The sequence below is a fragment of the Acinetobacter calcoaceticus genome, assembly GCF_051947995.1.
Classification (GTDB): Bacteria; Pseudomonadota; Gammaproteobacteria; order Pseudomonadales; family Moraxellaceae; genus Acinetobacter.
Window position 1 is genome coordinate 30,332 of sequence record NZ_JBLVVH010000008.1, and the last position, 15,973, is coordinate 46,304.

Consider the following 15,973-nt stretch of genomic DNA (forward strand, 5'->3'; position numbering starts at 1 on the left):
GTATCGTTTATTGATTCGCCTGTTCTAAAAAAATATCTTAAAAGAATGAATTAATTATAGGAGATTTATTTAAATATCACTCTATCGCATTCAATATATTGTAAAAATGTATAGAGTTTTAAATCTTATAAAATCTGGATCAATATTTAAAAGCTAAGGAAATGCCCTATAGATTTACGCAAGGAATAAAAATATGAAATTAATGAAGACCGGAATTATTTTAGGAACATTATTTATGACAAGTCATACTTTTGCTCAATATGATTGTAAAAGTCTGGGTTTAAAAGACTGTCCATCGCCTGTAGATGCACAATTACCTCCCGCACATGATATGCTCTCCTGGACAGCAGCAGACAGAATCGTTGGTTTCAGAAATACCTATCGTTTATATGATGGCAGTGTTTTTCGCCCTGATCCCAAGCATATTCTTGCTCTTCCGAAAAGCGATTTGTACATTAAAGAAAATACGATCAGCTATAGCGTAAATAACAAAAAATACAACCTCGATGCTTATCTGAAAAATCAGAATGTCACCGGTCTGATTATTTTAAAAGACGGCAAAATTGCCTTGGAATATTATGGTCATGGCAACACCCCGACCACCTTATGGACATCGCGCTCAATTGGTAAGTCTGTGGTTTCAACTTTAATCGGTATCGCCATTAAACAGGGTAAAATTCATTCCGTTGATGATCCGATTATCAAATATCTTCCTGATTTACAAGGAACTGCATGGCAACATGTGACCTTGAAGCAACTCCTGCAACATGCCTCTGGAGTAGAATGGAATGAAGACTACACCGACCCAGACTCCGATTTTGCACATATGACTTATTGTGAAGCTCAAGCTCAGCCTGATCCATGTGTCTATCAGCTAGTCAAAAATGTAAAAGCAAAACATAAGCCTGGCGAAGTCTGGTCTTATAATACCGGCGGTGCATGGCTGGTCGGTAAAGTACTGGAAGCTGCGACAGGACAAAATATTGCTGCCTATTTACAGGACAATCTATGGAAAAAAGCAGGCATGGAACGTGAAGGTGTATGGCACTCCTATCAACGTAATGTGACGGACATGGGAGGCCATGGTTTCAATGCCACCTTAAGGGATTACGCAAGATTTGCACTTTTTGTTTCCCAGGAAGGACGCTTATCCAATGGAGAAAAACTGCTGCCAGATCGATGGCTCACAGATTTAAGCCACTGGACTCAAGCCCGTAATTCGGTCACGCCTGAATATCCTAAAGGTCAATACGGCTATCAATGGTGGAATTATCATCCAACCTCAGGCACACCCTTAAGCTCGAAAAATATGGATGCGACCTTCTGGGGACGCGGTATATTCGGGCAACGCATGGCGATTAATCCTAAAAATAATATTGTGATGGTGCAATGGAGTGCCTGGGATTCCGCACGTCCATCGGCAGAGATTGAAAATGAAAATGCCCTGTTCTTTAATGCTGTAACAAATTACCTGAATCAGTAGAGTCTCAGGACAATACTGGCACATGAGGTCAGTATTGTTCCCGCTTTAAAGCATAGTCCCTTAAAATTCAGTTGAGCGATCGGGTTATATTTCTAAAACAGGTTTTTGCGCAGGCTGTATCCGCTTTTCAATAAGAAACAATCCAGCTACCCAAGCCTGTCATTAAGTCTATACAATTGTTTTCATTATTTTAATCTAGATGTGCGCATGAAAATAGAAGAAGAATTGACCCTGAAAAAAATCCAGATTTTTTTAGCGTTTATGCGCCATGGCAACTTGTCAAAAACTGCTGATGAAATGCAAATCAGTAACGTCAGTGTGCATAAGGCCCTGCATTCACTGGAAAGTTCTCTGGGTTGTCCTTTATTTAAAAATGAAGGACGAAACCTGATCCCCCTGAAAAGCGCCTACGTGTTACAGGAGCATTCGCAACAACTGGTCCAGGATCTGCTCAATGCTGTCAATAAAACCCGTGAAGCAGCAGGCTTTGCTGCAAAGATTTTAAAACTGGGTTCACTCTATTCCTTGACGGTCAATACCATTCCCAATGTCATAAGCGGGTTGAAATTAAGACGAGGCGAACTGGACATACAGTTGCTGCTCAGCTCAAATCTGGATCTAGTCAAGAAACTGAAATCGACCGAACTGGATGCCATCATTGTGGCGCTAAATGACACCACCTGTGATGCTGATTTTGAAAAGCTGCCGATGTTTCAGGACAATATTTATTTGGCTGTCAATAAAAACTCTGCATTGGCGACCTTGGACAATATCGACCTGAGCAGCTTGAAAGACGAAAAATTTTTAACCCTTTCCCAAGGCTTTGCAACGCGCAATGATTCGGACATTTTGTTTGAAAAGGCTGGCATCGATCCCAAAGTGTTTTTACAAGTCAGTGATATTTTTACCTTGATCAGTATGGTCAGCACGGGTGTAGGCTTGGCCCTGTTGCCGGGACGCATTTCAACAATTTATGAAAGCTCGGTCAAACTTATTCCACTACAGGCCCCTTATCAGATCAAACAGGAAATTGGTCTGGTATTTCTTAAAAGTAAAGAGCGCGATCCAAATCTGCTGGCCCTGATCGCCGAGTGCCGTATGTTTGCAAGACAATATTTCTAATCATTCAGCGCTTAATATTATTATTCCCTGCCCCCAGTTAATTCATTTTTATATAAAAATAGAACCTTAGCCGAACAAGACAAGGTTCTATTTTGCTGCTCTTGCTATCAATCCAGATGCATCACCACAGTTCTAGTGGTTTTCTTCTTTCGGGTCACAATCAGTCCACAAATTACCACACCTATGGTGACACTCAAGGATAAGGTGGTTTCATAACTATACTGCGGTGAAAAAAACATATAAGCCAATACACTCAGGATAATGATGATTACGAACCAGGTTAGCCACGGAAATAACCACATTTTAAATGGCACTTCCACACCAGCTTGCTCCAGTTTTGTTCTTAGGCGTAGTTGTGAAAAAGCAATCACCAGATAGACCAGTAAGGCAATTGAACCGGTACTGGAGAGTAACAACCCGAACACCTTGCCTGGAAATGCATAATTGATGACACAACAAATGAGGCCAATAAATGTTGAGGAGAACACCGCTACTGCAGGTACACCCGCATAATTGATATGAGTAACTTTGCTCGGTGCTTCATGACGGGTACCTAAACGGAATAACATACGGGAGGAGGTATAGATCGCCGCATTCATACAGCTTGCGACTGCAATAAATACGACCGCATCAATAATAAGTTTAGTTCCGGGCACATTCAGGCTCATCAGGACATACTGGAAAGTGCCATACTTTTGCAAGTCTGGCGAGCGCCAGTCGACCAAGGCAACCGCAATAAACATCGAGACCACAAAAAATAAGATAATGCGGTACAGCACCAGATTGGTGGCCCGTCTTATTTTCTGTTGCGGATTAGATGATTCTGCTGCCGCAATCGACACAATCTCTACACCGAAAAATGAAAATGCCGTAATCAGGATTGCGGCTAAAATGCCGCCAACGCCATGTGGCATGAATCCCGAATTGTTGTATAAATTGGCTACACCGCTGACACCTTGCGCTAAAGGCCAGAACCCGGAAATCGCCAATATGCCAATGATAATAAATCCAATAATGGCAACCACTTTGATTAAAGAGAACCAGAATTCAAATTCACCAAAACTTTTGGTACTGAAAAAGTTGGCCAGACTCAAAAAAACGATAAAACAGAAGGCATAAGTGGAAACAGAAAAATAAGGAAACCATGAATATAAAATTTGCGCACCCGCAATTGCTTCGACAGGAATCGCCAATACCCAGAACCACCAATATAACCAGCCAATCGTAAACCCAGCCCAAGGACCTATCGCCTTCCGTGCATAAGTTGAGAATGAACCGGTATCGGGTTCCAATACCGCCATTTCTCCGAGCATACGCATCACCAGAAACACCATGATGCTGGTGGTCAGGTAGGCCAGAATCACTGCAGGTCCTGCCTTGGCAATCGCCGCCGATGAACCGACAAATAAACCTGCACCAATCACACCGCCGATACTAATCATTGTAATGTGGCGATTTGAAAGTCCTTCGCCTAATTTTTTTGTTTTAACGCTATCCATATTTTATTCCTTAAAATAATTTGGGTTAGTTCACGACATGTTTCAATTCCTATCCAAAGAAAAAGGGAAAACTCAGGTTTTCCCTTGGTGCAAAAATTAATTTAAAGTTGGCATCGCGAACTGTTTGGCTTCACGGACTTGCGCAGAAGGCCAGCGTTGGGTAATGGTTTTACGACGGGTATAGAAACGCACGCCATCTGGGCCATAGGCATGCAGATCACCAAATAAAGAACGCTTCCAGCCACCAAAACTATGATAGGCAACTGGTACCGGTAACGGTACATTGATCCCGACCATTCCCACTTGGATATGGCTGCTAAAGTAACGTGCGGCCTCACCATCACGGGTATAAATGCAGGTTCCGTTACCATATTCATGTTCATTGATCAGTTGCATGGCTTGCTGCATGGTATCCACCCGCATCACTTGCAATACTGGCCCAAAAATTTCCTGTTGATAGCTGGTCATCTTCGGTGTGACCTGATCGATTAAGGTTGGCCCGACAAAGAAACCATTTTCATAACCAGCAGGTTTGGCATCACGACCATCGACCACAATTTTGGCACCTTGCTGTTCTGCACTCTGAATATAGGCTTGCACCTTATCTTTATGGGCTTGCGTGATCAAGGGGCCAAAATCATTATTGCTATCGGCATAATGCCCAAATTTCAGTTTCTGCATTTCCTGGGTCAGCTTTTCAATCACAATATCTGCGACTTCATCACCAATCGCTACAGCGACTGAAAGCGCCATACAACGCTCGCCTGAAGAACCGAAAGCAGCACCTAATAATGAAGTCACTACATTATCAATATCTGCATCGGGCATAATAATCGCGTGGTTTTTTGCACCACCCAATGCCTGACAACGCTTACCTGCTGCAGTGGCCGTACGATAGATATATTCAGCAATAGGGGTTGAACCGACAAAACTGACCGCCTGAATTTTTGGATGGTGCAATAAGGTATCGACGGCTTCTTTATCACCGTTCACCACATTAAATACCCCATCGGGTAAGCCCGCCTGTTTTAGTAATTCAGCCAGGAATAATACCACTGACGGCGCTTTTTCTGATGGCTTCAGTACAAAGCAGTTTCCACAGACCAGCGCCATCGGGAACATCCACAACGCCACCATGGCCGGGAAATTAAATGGGGTAATGCCTGCAACTACACCTAATGGCTGAAACTCACTCCACGAATCAATATCTGGCCCGACATTTTTTGAATATTCACCTTTGAGTAGCTCTGGTGCACCACAGGCGTACTCCACATTTTCAATGCCGCGTTGCAGTTCCCCTTTCGCGTCATGGGAAATCTTGCCATGCTCCTGTCCAATCAATTCACAGATTTTTTCAGCATTTTCTTCCAGTAACTGTTTGAACTTAAACATCACGCGCGCACGCTTGATCACCGGTGTGTCACGCCATGCCGGAAAAGCCTGCTCTGCCACGTGAACCACGTCATTCACCGTTTGAGAATCTGCAATTTCAACCACTTTACTGATTTCACCCGTTGCCGGATTATAAACAGGCTGTCTTTTGGCAGACTTGGACACCACCTTTCCATTGATAAAATGTCCAACCACCTGTGTTGTCTGTGCTGCTTGACCGTCATGGCTATGCGTCGTTTCACTTGAAAAATGTTCTAAGTTATTCATCTCTTATTCCTTATATGGGATCATGTCTTCCGATTGATTTGCTTTTAAGTTAAAAATTGAATTTATTGCACCTGATAAAGTGCATCGCCAACCGCATTCATCAATCTTGATAATTGCGCCTCGGTGCTATTAAACATTGGGCCAAACTGCAAGGTATCCCCACCAAAACGGACAAAGAAACCGGCTTTCCAAAGCTTCATTCCAAGTTCAAAACCTCGGATCGTGGCATCACCATCACGTGGCGCCAGTTGCACAGCACCAATCAGTCCACAATTACGGATATCCAGAATATGTGGTGCACCTTTTAATTCGTGTAGTAGCGTTTCAAAGCTTGGTGCCAATGCCGCAGATTGTGCCAATAAATTCTGTTTTTCCAATACATCCAGTGTGGCTAAAGCTGCTGCGCAGGCGACCGGATGCGCGGAATAGGTATAACCATGCGTGAACTCAACCGCATGCTCAGGTAAATCTTGCTGCATGAAAGCGTCATAGATGTCATGACTTGCCACAACGCCACCGAGTGGAATTGCACCATTGGTAATCTGTTTGGCAAAATTCAGAATATCGGGTGCGACACCAAAATACTCGGCTGCGGTCCATTTCCCCATACGACCAAAGCCGGTAATCACCTCATCAAAAATCAACAAGATATCGTGCTGGTCACAGATTTCCCGAAGTCGTTTTAAATAACCTGTGGGTGGCACAATACAGCCTGCAGATCCTGATACAGGTTCAACAATGACAGCCGCAATATTGGATGCGTCATGTAACTCGATCAGCTTGAGCATTTCATCTGCCAGCTCAATCCCGCCCGTTTCTGCACAGCCTTTGGTAAAACTCAAGTCGGGTTGCAAGGTATGGGGCAAATGATCCACATCCATCAACTGACCAAACATTTTACGGTTGCCTCCGATCCCGCCAAGGCTGGTTCCTGCGACATTGACGCCGTGGTATCCGCGAGCACGGCCAATCAGTTTGGTCTTGCTGGGTTTCCCCTTAATCCGCCAATAGGCACGCGCCATCTTGATTGCAGTATCAGCTGACTCAGAGCCAGAATCCGTAAAAAACACATGTTGTAATTTTTCAGGCATGTGCTGAATGATTTTCTCAGCCAGTTGAAAAGATAAGGGATGCCCGAACTGGAAGCCCGGAGAATAATCCAGTTTTGATAATTGCTGGCTCACCGCCTGCTGGATTTCCGGCAAAGTGTGCCCTGCCCCACAGGTCCATAATCCAGACAAGGAGTCATAGACTTCACGGCCTGTGCTATCCACTAAATAGGCGCCTTTTGCTCCTACAATGATACGTGGGTCTTTATGAAAGTTACGGTTGGCAGAAAATGGCATCCAGTGTGCTTGATAATTGAGGTTCATCTGGGCACTTGGCGATGTTGCTTCCAATGCTTCATCACGGTCATTTGCGGTATCGATATCAAACATAATCACTCTTCTTGTTTTGTGGTTATCTCTGGAGTGTACAGAGCCAAATAGTTTTGATAAATTCAAATTGTCTTGAGTTTAGATATAAAAAAGCAAAACTAAATGAAACCGAAAAAATTAAATCAAGTGACTGATTTTGATATAAAACTTCTTAAAATATTTAAAACGGTTTGTGATTGCCATAGTTTTAGTTCCGCTGAAAGTATTCTTGGGATTAGTCGCTCAGCCATCAGTCTGCACATGAGTGATCTGGAAAATCGCTTGGGTATCCGGCTGTGTCAACGCGGTCGTGCCGGCTTTGCCCTCACCGACGAAGGACGGGAAATTTTGGAATATATCGAAGTTCTAACCGCTTCGATTGAAGACTTCCGTGCCAAAATCAACCAGATGCACAACCAGCTCAAGGGAGAATTTAATATCGGGATTATTAATAATCTGGTGACCATGCCCAGTCTGTATATCACCAATACGCTGGCCCAACTTGCGGAAGAAAATGCAGAAGTGGTGATTAATATCAGTATGAGCACCCTTTCCGATATCGAATGTCGGGTAATGGACAACCGTTTACACGCGGGCGTGATTCCTCTGGTGACGCCCTTGTCTGGACTCGATTATTTACATTTATATGAAGAAAAGTCATTTCTGTATTGCGGCAAAAATCATCCTTTGTTTAATCATCTGGATGAAATCACATCAAAGGATCTCAACAACTGGCAAGCGGTGCTGCCGAATTATGCGATGACTGCTGAAGCATCAAAACTACATCAACTTCTGGATTGTTCGGCCACTGCCAGTGACCGTGAAGGCATTGCTTTTCTGATCCTGACCGGGAAATTTCTTGGCTTCCTGCCCGATCACTATGCCAAGAAATGGGTCGATGATGGTTTTATGCAACCGATTCTGCAACCGGTTATCCATCACAGCACTCCGATTTGCCTGATTACCCATAAAGGCAAAAATTACAATATGGTGTTAAAAGCATTTATGGACATCCTGAAGCAAAAAATTATACCCGCAGCGCCAACAGTTTCCTGACCAAACTTGCATCCTTCATTGATACTCACCAACAGCGTGATTGAAGAAGATCAATGAAGGATCAACCCTTAATAATCATTTCTCAGATGTATTAAAAATCATAAGTTGCCATCATGTTGACGCGATTATCAATCCCGTTACGGCCGTCGAAGGTTTCACGCTCGCCATAGACATATTCCACGCCCAAGGTGATGGGCTTATACGGGTTGTACATCGCATTGATCCAGCCCTGCCATAATTCTTTATTCTGGGTGAGATTGCTTTTCTGGATTTCAGCAAAGCGATTGTCATCCTTGGCCTTCATATAGCCATAACCTAAAGTAGAACGCAGCTGAGAATTAAACTGATGGGTGATGCCCGCAGAAATCGTATCGAACTCGTTGCTTTGAATATTATTTTGGTCATCAATTACATAACTATTATTGGCCCAAAGCAGAAAGCGACCATCCCCTTTGACATGGTAATAATCAGCCTTTAAGAAGGTTTGCGGACTCAATTGATATTTGCCCCCTAGCCCGACACCCCATGCCCATTCCTTGTCGGTACTGGTTTTTTTCTCAGCCATAAACGTTCGGCCTGACAATAGCGAACCATTGTCAAATTTATGATTGAGGCGTCCCACCAAGGCAGGCATACGCATTTCATTGTCCGGATCTGAAGTCGCAGTATATTTTGGATCTTCAATCGCAACCGCAAAACTGGTGTTTGCCGAGAGCTTATCGCTATAGCGCAGCATCGGCGAACGTTGCAAGGCCCCTCCTACAAAAGTTCCGGCATCCACCGTTTCCGGATAATATTCAGGTGCAATAAACGTCGACCAGGTCTGACCGATCAGCCACTGATCCAAAGTGATATACGCATGACGGATACGGAATTGATCCCGCGTTGCACCCCCAAAGAAATCCATTTCCAGCTTACCGCCCACTTCGCCAGCGACACTCGGTGTTTTAAAGTTTAGCCCCAGACGCGTGACATTGACGGTTGAGTGTAAACGGTCTTTTTGCTGCGCTTCCTCTGCCGTGTGTTCCAGTGGTACAGCACTGATATTGTTATACATGGTCGATGCACCTTTGGCCTGATAAGAGGCATCGGCACGGATATAACCATATAAATTGACCTCTGCACCGCCTTTACTCAGGTTCAGCTTAGGGGCTGTTGTCTCGGTTGCTTGGGGTGAAGCCGTCACAGCCACTGGATTGGCAGGTTGTACGGATGGTTTTTGCTGCACATATTGCTGCAACATCGCCCTTAATTGTTGTACTTCCTGTCGGAGTTGCGCAATTTCGGCCTGATCCGTTGCTGCATAAACAGGTGACATCACCGTTATAACCGACAGCGCCAACAGGCTTTTTTGTACCGTTAAAATAAACTTATCCATTTAAATCGATTTCCTTGTTCGCAGATCTTCCCAACCTTTTAAGATCATTGTTTATTTGTGTTTTTCCTTTGCCTGAATCGCAATTTCACAGCACATTTTTTATTTTAAAAATCAACATCATTTGATTTATTTGGTTTTTACCTCCTCTGTTTCAATCCTTGTTAGGTCTTTCTATTCTTAAATGGCAACAGCAAGCCAAAGCCGAATTGTCCAAACATGACAATTGCCACTGATCAGCTTAATTCTTTTGTGCAATCAGCCCCTGATAGGCCAAGGTCTGGCTAAAAACATGGACATTGCCCAAACCGGCCTGACTAAGCAGGTGCTGATAATCCGTGAAAGACAGCGTGTAAAAATCCTGTCCTAAACGTTCCATCATCGCCTGACTCTGCGCCGCACTCAGTCCATGGGCCTGGCATAACAACGGTAAGGCTTTCATTTGCTGTGTGTCTTCACAATGCATCAGATCGTAGGTCAATAAAATGCCACTGCTTTTTAAACGCTTTGCGATTTCGGAAAAGAAAACGGGCTTGATCGTATGTGGAATAAAATGAGCAACGAGAATACAAAGCGCGGCATCAAACCTTTGCAGTTCGGATAAACAAGTTGTCTCTCCATGTACAAAGTTAACGCGTACTTGCTGCCCGATTGCCTGAATTTGCGCTTGAGCCTTTTGAAGCATGGCGAGAGAAGGATCAACAGCAGTAAAAGACCAGTTCGGATGCTTATTCAGTAAATATTCAAGCTCATAGCCTGTGCCGCAACCCACCACCAGAATATGCGCATCCCGTCTCAACCTGGCTTGTAAAATGGCATTGACTTGCTGATGCAGGAGCTCGTAGCCCGGAATCAGACAACGAATATGCTGGTCATAACGCTCCACCACTTTCTGGCTGTTAAAATCTTTGGCCATTTCATCCCCTGTTTTTAGTCACGTGGCACTCAGCAATTGCTAAAACCCTGAGTGCTCTCATCGTGCTTAATTTTAATCAAAGACTTCTGCTGTCAGGTTTAACTCGGCACGCATGATTTCCTGCAATTTAAATTTCTGTGCTTTTCCTGAGGCTGTCATGGGGAATTCAGCAAAGAATTTGACATAGCGTGGCACTTTATTATGTGAAATATGTTCTTTGCAGAAGTGTCTAATACTGTCTTCATCACATTGATGATGTTCATGCAAAATAATACAGGCGCAAAGTTCCTCGCCATAACGGCTGTCTGGCAGACCAATCACCTGAACATCCGAAATATCAGGATGGGTATATAAGAAATCTTCAATTTCTTTTGGAAACAGGTTTTCACCGCCTCGGATCACCACATCCTTGATACGGCCTTTGATTTTGATAAAACCGTCTTGATCCATTTCTGCGATATCACCAGTATGCATCCAGCCTGCCGTATCAATGACCTCTTTGGTTTTTTCAGGCTCATCCCAATAACCTGCCATGACTGAATAACCACGGACACAAAGCTCACCCAGCACACCTTGCGGAACAATCTCGCCTTCCAGATCGACAATTTTGACTTGCAGATGCGGATGTACATGTCCAACTGTACTGACCCGTTTATCAATGGAATCATCAATATAACTTTGTACACTGACCGGTGACGTCTCGGTCATGCCATAACAAATGGTAATGTCAGACATGTGCATGCGGTCTATGACCCGCTGCATGATTTCTCGTGGACATGGACTGCCTGCCATGATGCCGGTACGTAAACTGGATAAATCGAATTCGGTAAATTGCTCATGCTCTAACATGGCAATAAACATGGTCGGTACCCCATAAGCTGCGGTACATTTTTCCCGGTGGATGGTTTTTAAAGACTCTAGTGGATTAAAAACGGCGGCTGGATACACCATGGTTGAACCGTGGGTAATACAGGCCAGATTCCCCATGACCATGCCAAAACAATGGAATAAAGGCACCGAAATACAAACCCGATCCTGTGGGGTTAAACCAATGCCTTCACCGACAAAATAACCATTGTTGAGAATATTGTGATGGGTCAGCATGGTTCCTTTCGGATTCCCTGTAGTGCCGGAAGTAAATTGGATATTAATGGTTTCATCAAACTGCAAATGCTGGGCTAAAGCATTGAGCTGCTCAAGTTGCTGGGGTGTCGGATGTCCGAGCAAATCGCTAAAACGGTGAATACCGCCATGCTGCTGTTCATCAATTTTGATCACATATTTTAAATGCGGTAAACGTGCTGAATGAAGTACCTTATCTGTACTCAATGCCAGTTCAGGTGCAATCTTGCTTAGTAATTCCTGATAATCTGTGGTCTTGAATTGCGCTGCAATGACCAGCCCTTTACAGGCCACCTTGTTCAGCACATATTCCAGTTCATGACTTTTATAAGCCGTGTTCAGATTGACCAGAATAATGCCGGCTTTTGCGGCTGCAAACTGCGTCACGGTCCATTCCACACAGTTTGGGGACCAGATGGCCAGTCGATCACCCTTTTTTAATCCCAGTTTTAACAGGCTACAGGCAAAGGCATTGACCTCATCCTGCAATGCCTTATAGCTCAATCGTCTGTTCTGATGAGCACTGACAATGGCCTCCTGCTCCGCATATTGCGCACAGGCCTGATCAAATTTTTCTCCAATCGTCATCCCCAACAGGGGCTGAGAACTGGTTCCAGAGACATAGCTTAACCGTTGTTGTTGCATTGAATCACTCTCCTTGATTCTTTGTAATTCTGTTTTCAGTCATCTAATTATTTTGAGTACAGCTACTTTTCCAACATCCTGTTGTGTCATTCTAATGATGCTGCTGGCCTTACTTTTTTTGCACCGCATCCACACAAAAGTCAGCAATCTGTTTGGAAAAATAGTTTTTATACTGCTGATCAAACTTGATATTTTGTGCTGGATCTAAAGGTTCAACCACCACATAGGTCATGGCACCCACCACACACAACGCTGCGGTATTAAGATCCTCCAGAACAAATTCACCACTTGCATTTCCATCTGCAAGGATTTTTTTAATACTTTGTTTAATCAGTTGTTTCACACGGAAACGCTCATGTTCAACTGTAGAATCAACAGGTTCAAACATGAGTGAATAGGCCAGCTGAGGACTATTCAGTGCCCGTTTTACAAAGCTGGTGACGGCCTTATGTAATTTCTGCTGTGCGCTTAAATTACTTTCGGTAATTGAGTCAATCACCAACAGTTCGGTGTTAATCGCCTCGGATAAAACTTCAATCAGCACCTGACTTTTATTATCAAAGTAGCGATACACCAGTCCACTTGAAACGCCCGCTTGCTCAGCAATGGTTTGTATCTGTGCATCCTTGAACCCTCCCTCTGAGATCAATTTTCTGGCTGAACTCAAAATCGCTTTGCGATTTTGTTCCATCCGCTCCTGCATCAAAGATGATCGTTTATAGCTCATGAATTTTATTCTCTACTAAATAAAATGAATTGTAAATCATTTTATGAATCACTATTCACTTTTTCAAAAAATCATTGTATGGTACTTCTTAAGCACATACAACAACGCTTTTTGGAACAACAAATATAACCAATGGGATGACGATATAATGAACTTACGTAGCTTGAATTTTGGTCTGGATGAAACGTTAATTGCGCTACAAGATTCAGTAGCTGCATTTTGTGCAAAGGAAATTGCACCCATTGCCCAGCAAGTTGATCAGGACAATCTATTCCCGGCCCAGCTCTGGAAAAAATTTGGTGATATGGGCCTGCTCGGTCTTACCGTTTCTGAAGAATACGGTGGCACCAATTTAGGCTATCTGGCACACATCATTGTGCTACAGGAAATTTCACGCGCATCTGCCTCCATCGGGCTTTCTTATGGCGCGCATTCCAACTTGTGTATCAACCAGATTAACCGGAACGGTAGCGAACAACAGAAACAGAAATATTTACCAAAACTGATTTCAGGTGACTTTGTCGGTGCTTTGGCAATGTCAGAACCGAATGCAGGTTCCGATGTGGTCAGTATGAAACTGCGTGCCGAGCAAAAAGGTGATCATTTTGTTCTCAATGGTTCGAAAATGTGGATCACCAACGGCGGTGATGCCGATGTACTGGTGGTTTATGCCAAAACTGATCCACAGGCAGGTGCCAAGGGCATGACCGCCTTCCTGATTGAAAAAGACATGAAAGGCTTTAGTCATGGCAGCCATTTAGACAAACTCGGTATGCGTGGTTCCAATACTTATCCACTATTTTTTGACAATGTCGAAGTACCTGCCGAAAACGTGTTGGGCGGTGTCGGTAACGGTGCCAAAGTACTGATGAGTGGTCTGGACTATGAACGTGCGGTGCTCAGCGCTGGCCCTCTCGGGATTATGGATGCTTGTCTGGATGTGGTGATTCCCTACCTACATGAGCGTGAGCAATTTGGTCAGGCTTTAGGTGAATTCCAGCTCATGCAAGGCAAACTGGCTGACATGTATTCCACCTGGCTGGCGTGTAAAGCACTGGTCTATGCTGTGGGTGCTGCCTGTGACAAAGCTGATCATGACCGTAGCTTACGTAAAGATGCAGCAAGTGCGATTTTATATGCGGCCGAAAAAGCCACATGGATGGCGGGTGAAACCATTCAGACTTTAGGCGGCAATGGTTATATCAATGAATACGCTGCAGGCCGTTTATGGCGTGATGCCAAACTTTATGAAATTGGTGCAGGCACCTCTGAAATTCGCCGTATGCTGATTGGCCGCGAACTGTTCAATGAAACCAAATAATAATAAACAATAAGGACGCAGCGTATGAACCAATTACACAGCAAGATCAATGTTCGAAGTGAAGACTTCAAAACCAACCAGCAAGCCATGCAGACCTTGGTTGCAGACCTTCAACAGGTTGCTCAAAAAGTGGCGCTTGGTGGCGGTGATAATGCCCGTCAAAAGCATCTCGCCAGAGGTAAACTGCTGCCACGAGACCGTATTGATCAACTGATTGATGTGGGTACCGCGTTTTTAGAAATTGGTCAGTTGGCTGCTTACAAAGTTTATGAAGATGATATTCCTGCTGCGGGCGTGATTGCAGGTATTGGGCAAGTCAACGGTGTGACCTGCATGATCGTCGCCAATGATGCAACAGTTAAAGGTGGCACCTATTATCCCCTGACTGTGAAAAAACATTTACGTGCCCAGGAAATTGCCGAACAAAATCATTTGCCGTGTATTTATCTGGTCGATTCAGGTGGTGCGTTCTTACCGATGCAGGATGAGGTCTTCCCTGACCGCGATCACTTCGGACGTATTTTCTATAATCAGGCACGTATGTCGAGCCTAGGGATTGCCCAAATTGCTGTGGTGATGGGGAGCTGTACCGCAGGTGGCGCCTATGTGCCTGCCATGTCTGATGAAACCATTATTGTCCGAAACCAAGGTACGATTTTCTTAGGTGGACCTCCTCTGGTCAAAGCTGCAACTGGCGAAGTGGTGAGCAGTGAAGATTTGGGTGGTGGTGATGTTCACACCCGTCTTTCAGGTGTGGCGGATCATTTAGCTGAAAACGATGAACATGCGCTTGCCATTGCACGGAACATTGTTGCCAACTTAAATAAAAAGCCTAATGACTTAAATAAACAAGTTGATGAACCATTGTTTGATGCATCGGAACTTTATGGCGTAGTCCCAAGTGATGCACGTAAACCGTTTGATGTACGTGAAGTGATTGCCCGTATTGTAGATGGCTCACGTTTTGATGAGTTTAAGGCGCGCTTCGGCTCAACGCTGATTACCGGTTTTGCGTCCCTCTATGGTATGCCAGTCGGGATTATTGCCAATAACGGGATTTTATTCTCTGAGTCCGCACAAAAAGGTGCGCACTTTATTGAGCTATGTACTCAGCGCAATATTCCATTGTTATTCTTACAAAACATTACCGGTTTTATGGTGGGTCGCCAGTATGAAAATGAAGGAATTGCAAAAAACGGCGCCAAACTGGTGATGGCAGTTGCCACCGCAAATGTACCCAAACTCACCCTGATTATTGGCGGTTCGTTTGGTGCGGGTAACTACGGCATGTGTGGCCGTGCTTATTCACCCCGCTTTTTATGGACTTGGCCGAACTCTCGTATTTCAGTCATGGGCGGCGAACAAGCAGCAAGCGTACTTTCAACCTTAAAACGTGATCAAATTGAGCAAAAAGGTGCCGAATGGTCAGCGCAACAAGAAGACGAGTTTAAACAACCGATTCGTGAACAATACGAACGCCAAGGCCATCCGTACTATGCTTCTGCCCGCCTTTGGGATGACGGTGTCATTGACCCTGCGCAAACTCGTCAGGTACTCGGTTTAAGTCTTGCTGCTGCGATGAATGCTCCAATTCTACCAACCAAATTTGGCGTGTTCCGCATGTAAGAGG

Annotated in this window: 12 protein-coding genes; 5 read left to right on the top strand and 7 right to left on the bottom strand. The window is 44.3% G+C overall.

Annotated elements, in window-relative coordinates; translation table 11 throughout:
* The first annotated feature begins 193 nt into the window (after positions 1-193).
* On the top strand, positions 194-1,483 hold the full coding sequence (locus ACNQO6_RS14690; RefSeq protein WP_440209432.1) for a serine hydrolase domain-containing protein: 1,290 nt from the start codon (positions 194-196) through the stop codon (positions 1,481-1,483).
* Positions 1,484-1,690: 207 nt separating this feature from the next.
* Entirely contained in the window at positions 1,691-2,605 is a 915-nt protein-coding gene (locus ACNQO6_RS14695) for a LysR family transcriptional regulator (RefSeq protein ID WP_005287006.1), read from the top strand.
* Positions 2,606-2,712: 107 nt separating this feature from the next.
* Here ACNQO6_RS14695 and ACNQO6_RS14700 read toward each other — a convergent pair whose 3' ends face one another.
* The 3 genes from ACNQO6_RS14700 to ACNQO6_RS14710 form a co-directional block, all read right to left on the bottom strand.
* A complete protein-coding gene (locus ACNQO6_RS14700) occupies positions 2,713-4,104 on the bottom strand; it encodes an amino acid permease (RefSeq protein WP_440209433.1) in 1,392 nt (463 codons plus the stop codon).
* 96 nt (positions 4,105-4,200) lie between these two features.
* The gene (locus tag ACNQO6_RS14705) at positions 4,201-5,763 is read right to left on the bottom strand and encodes a CoA-acylating methylmalonate-semialdehyde dehydrogenase (RefSeq protein ID WP_440209434.1); all 1,563 of its coding nucleotides are present in this window, start codon (positions 5,761-5,763) and stop codon (positions 4,201-4,203) included.
* 62 nt (positions 5,764-5,825) lie between these two features.
* A complete protein-coding gene (locus ACNQO6_RS14710) occupies positions 5,826-7,208 on the bottom strand; it encodes an aspartate aminotransferase family protein (RefSeq protein ID WP_440209435.1) in 1,383 nt (460 codons plus the stop codon).
* Positions 7,209-7,304: 96 nt separating this feature from the next.
* Between ACNQO6_RS14710 and ACNQO6_RS14715 the strand changes: the two genes are divergently transcribed.
* Complete coding sequence (locus ACNQO6_RS14715) at positions 7,305-8,237, top strand: LysR family transcriptional regulator (RefSeq protein WP_440209436.1); 933 nt, start codon at positions 7,305-7,307, stop codon at positions 8,235-8,237.
* 91 nt (positions 8,238-8,328) lie between these two features.
* Here the strand turns inward: ACNQO6_RS14715 and ACNQO6_RS14720 are convergent, their stop codons facing one another.
* The 4 genes from ACNQO6_RS14720 to ACNQO6_RS14735 all read right to left on the bottom strand — a co-directional run bounded on the left by ACNQO6_RS14720 (position 8,329) and on the right by ACNQO6_RS14735 (position 13,022).
* Positions 8,329-9,615, bottom strand: a complete 1,287-nt coding sequence (locus ACNQO6_RS14720) for a DcaP family trimeric outer membrane transporter (RefSeq protein WP_440209437.1) — start codon at positions 9,613-9,615, stop codon at positions 8,329-8,331.
* Positions 9,616-9,853: 238 nt separating this feature from the next.
* Positions 9,854-10,528 (bottom strand): class I SAM-dependent methyltransferase, encoded by a 675-nt coding sequence (locus ACNQO6_RS14725; protein ID WP_440209438.1) that lies wholly within the window; start codon positions 10,526-10,528, stop codon positions 9,854-9,856.
* 72 nt (positions 10,529-10,600) lie between these two features.
* On the bottom strand, positions 10,601-12,295 hold the full coding sequence (locus ACNQO6_RS14730) for an AMP-binding protein (protein ID WP_440209439.1): 1,695 nt from the start codon (positions 12,293-12,295) through the stop codon (positions 10,601-10,603).
* Between the two features lie 109 nt (positions 12,296-12,404).
* Complete coding sequence (locus ACNQO6_RS14735) at positions 12,405-13,022, bottom strand: TetR/AcrR family transcriptional regulator (protein WP_005231201.1); 618 nt, start codon at positions 13,020-13,022, stop codon at positions 12,405-12,407.
* A 148-nt stretch (positions 13,023-13,170) separates the two neighbouring features.
* Between ACNQO6_RS14735 and ACNQO6_RS14740 the strand changes: the two genes are divergently transcribed.
* Entirely contained in the window at positions 13,171-14,343 is a 1,173-nt protein-coding gene (locus tag ACNQO6_RS14740; protein WP_032868219.1) for an isovaleryl-CoA dehydrogenase, read from the top strand.
* A gap of 24 nt (positions 14,344-14,367) precedes the next feature.
* Positions 14,368-15,969: a carboxyl transferase domain-containing protein gene (locus ACNQO6_RS14745; RefSeq protein ID WP_343578704.1), complete on the top strand. Its 1,602-nt coding sequence runs from the start codon at positions 14,368-14,370 to the stop codon at positions 15,967-15,969.
* Positions 15,970-15,973: the final 4 nt, after the last annotated feature.

What these genes read in the sequence shown, in the direction of transcription:
- ACNQO6_RS14745 (WP_343578704.1), top strand. Translation starts at nt 14,368, where the DNA reads ATGAACCAATTACACAGCAAGATCAATGTTCGAAGTGAAGACTTCAAA.
- ACNQO6_RS14700 (WP_440209433.1), bottom strand. Translation starts at nt 4,104, where the DNA reads ATGGATAGCGTTAAAACAAAAAAATTAGGCGAAGGACTTTCAAATCGC.
- ACNQO6_RS14725 (WP_440209438.1), bottom strand. Translation starts at nt 10,528, where the DNA reads ATGGCCAAAGATTTTAACAGCCAGAAAGTGGTGGAGCGTTATGACCAG.
- ACNQO6_RS14705 (WP_440209434.1), bottom strand. Translation starts at nt 5,763, where the DNA reads ATGAATAACTTAGAACATTTTTCAAGTGAAACGACGCATAGCCATGAC.
- ACNQO6_RS14695 (WP_005287006.1), top strand. Translation starts at nt 1,691, where the DNA reads ATGAAAATAGAAGAAGAATTGACCCTGAAAAAAATCCAGATTTTTTTA.
- ACNQO6_RS14720 (WP_440209437.1), bottom strand. Translation starts at nt 9,615, where the DNA reads ATGGATAAGTTTATTTTAACGGTACAAAAAAGCCTGTTGGCGCTGTCG.
- ACNQO6_RS14730 (WP_440209439.1), bottom strand. Translation starts at nt 12,295, where the DNA reads ATGCAACAACAACGGTTAAGCTATGTCTCTGGAACCAGTTCTCAGCCC.
- ACNQO6_RS14690 (WP_440209432.1), top strand. Translation starts at nt 194, where the DNA reads ATGAAATTAATGAAGACCGGAATTATTTTAGGAACATTATTTATGACA.
- ACNQO6_RS14740 (WP_032868219.1), top strand. Translation starts at nt 13,171, where the DNA reads ATGAACTTACGTAGCTTGAATTTTGGTCTGGATGAAACGTTAATTGCG.
- ACNQO6_RS14715 (WP_440209436.1), top strand. Translation starts at nt 7,305, where the DNA reads ATGAAACCGAAAAAATTAAATCAAGTGACTGATTTTGATATAAAACTT.
- ACNQO6_RS14735 (WP_005231201.1), bottom strand. Translation starts at nt 13,022, where the DNA reads ATGAGCTATAAACGATCATCTTTGATGCAGGAGCGGATGGAACAAAAT.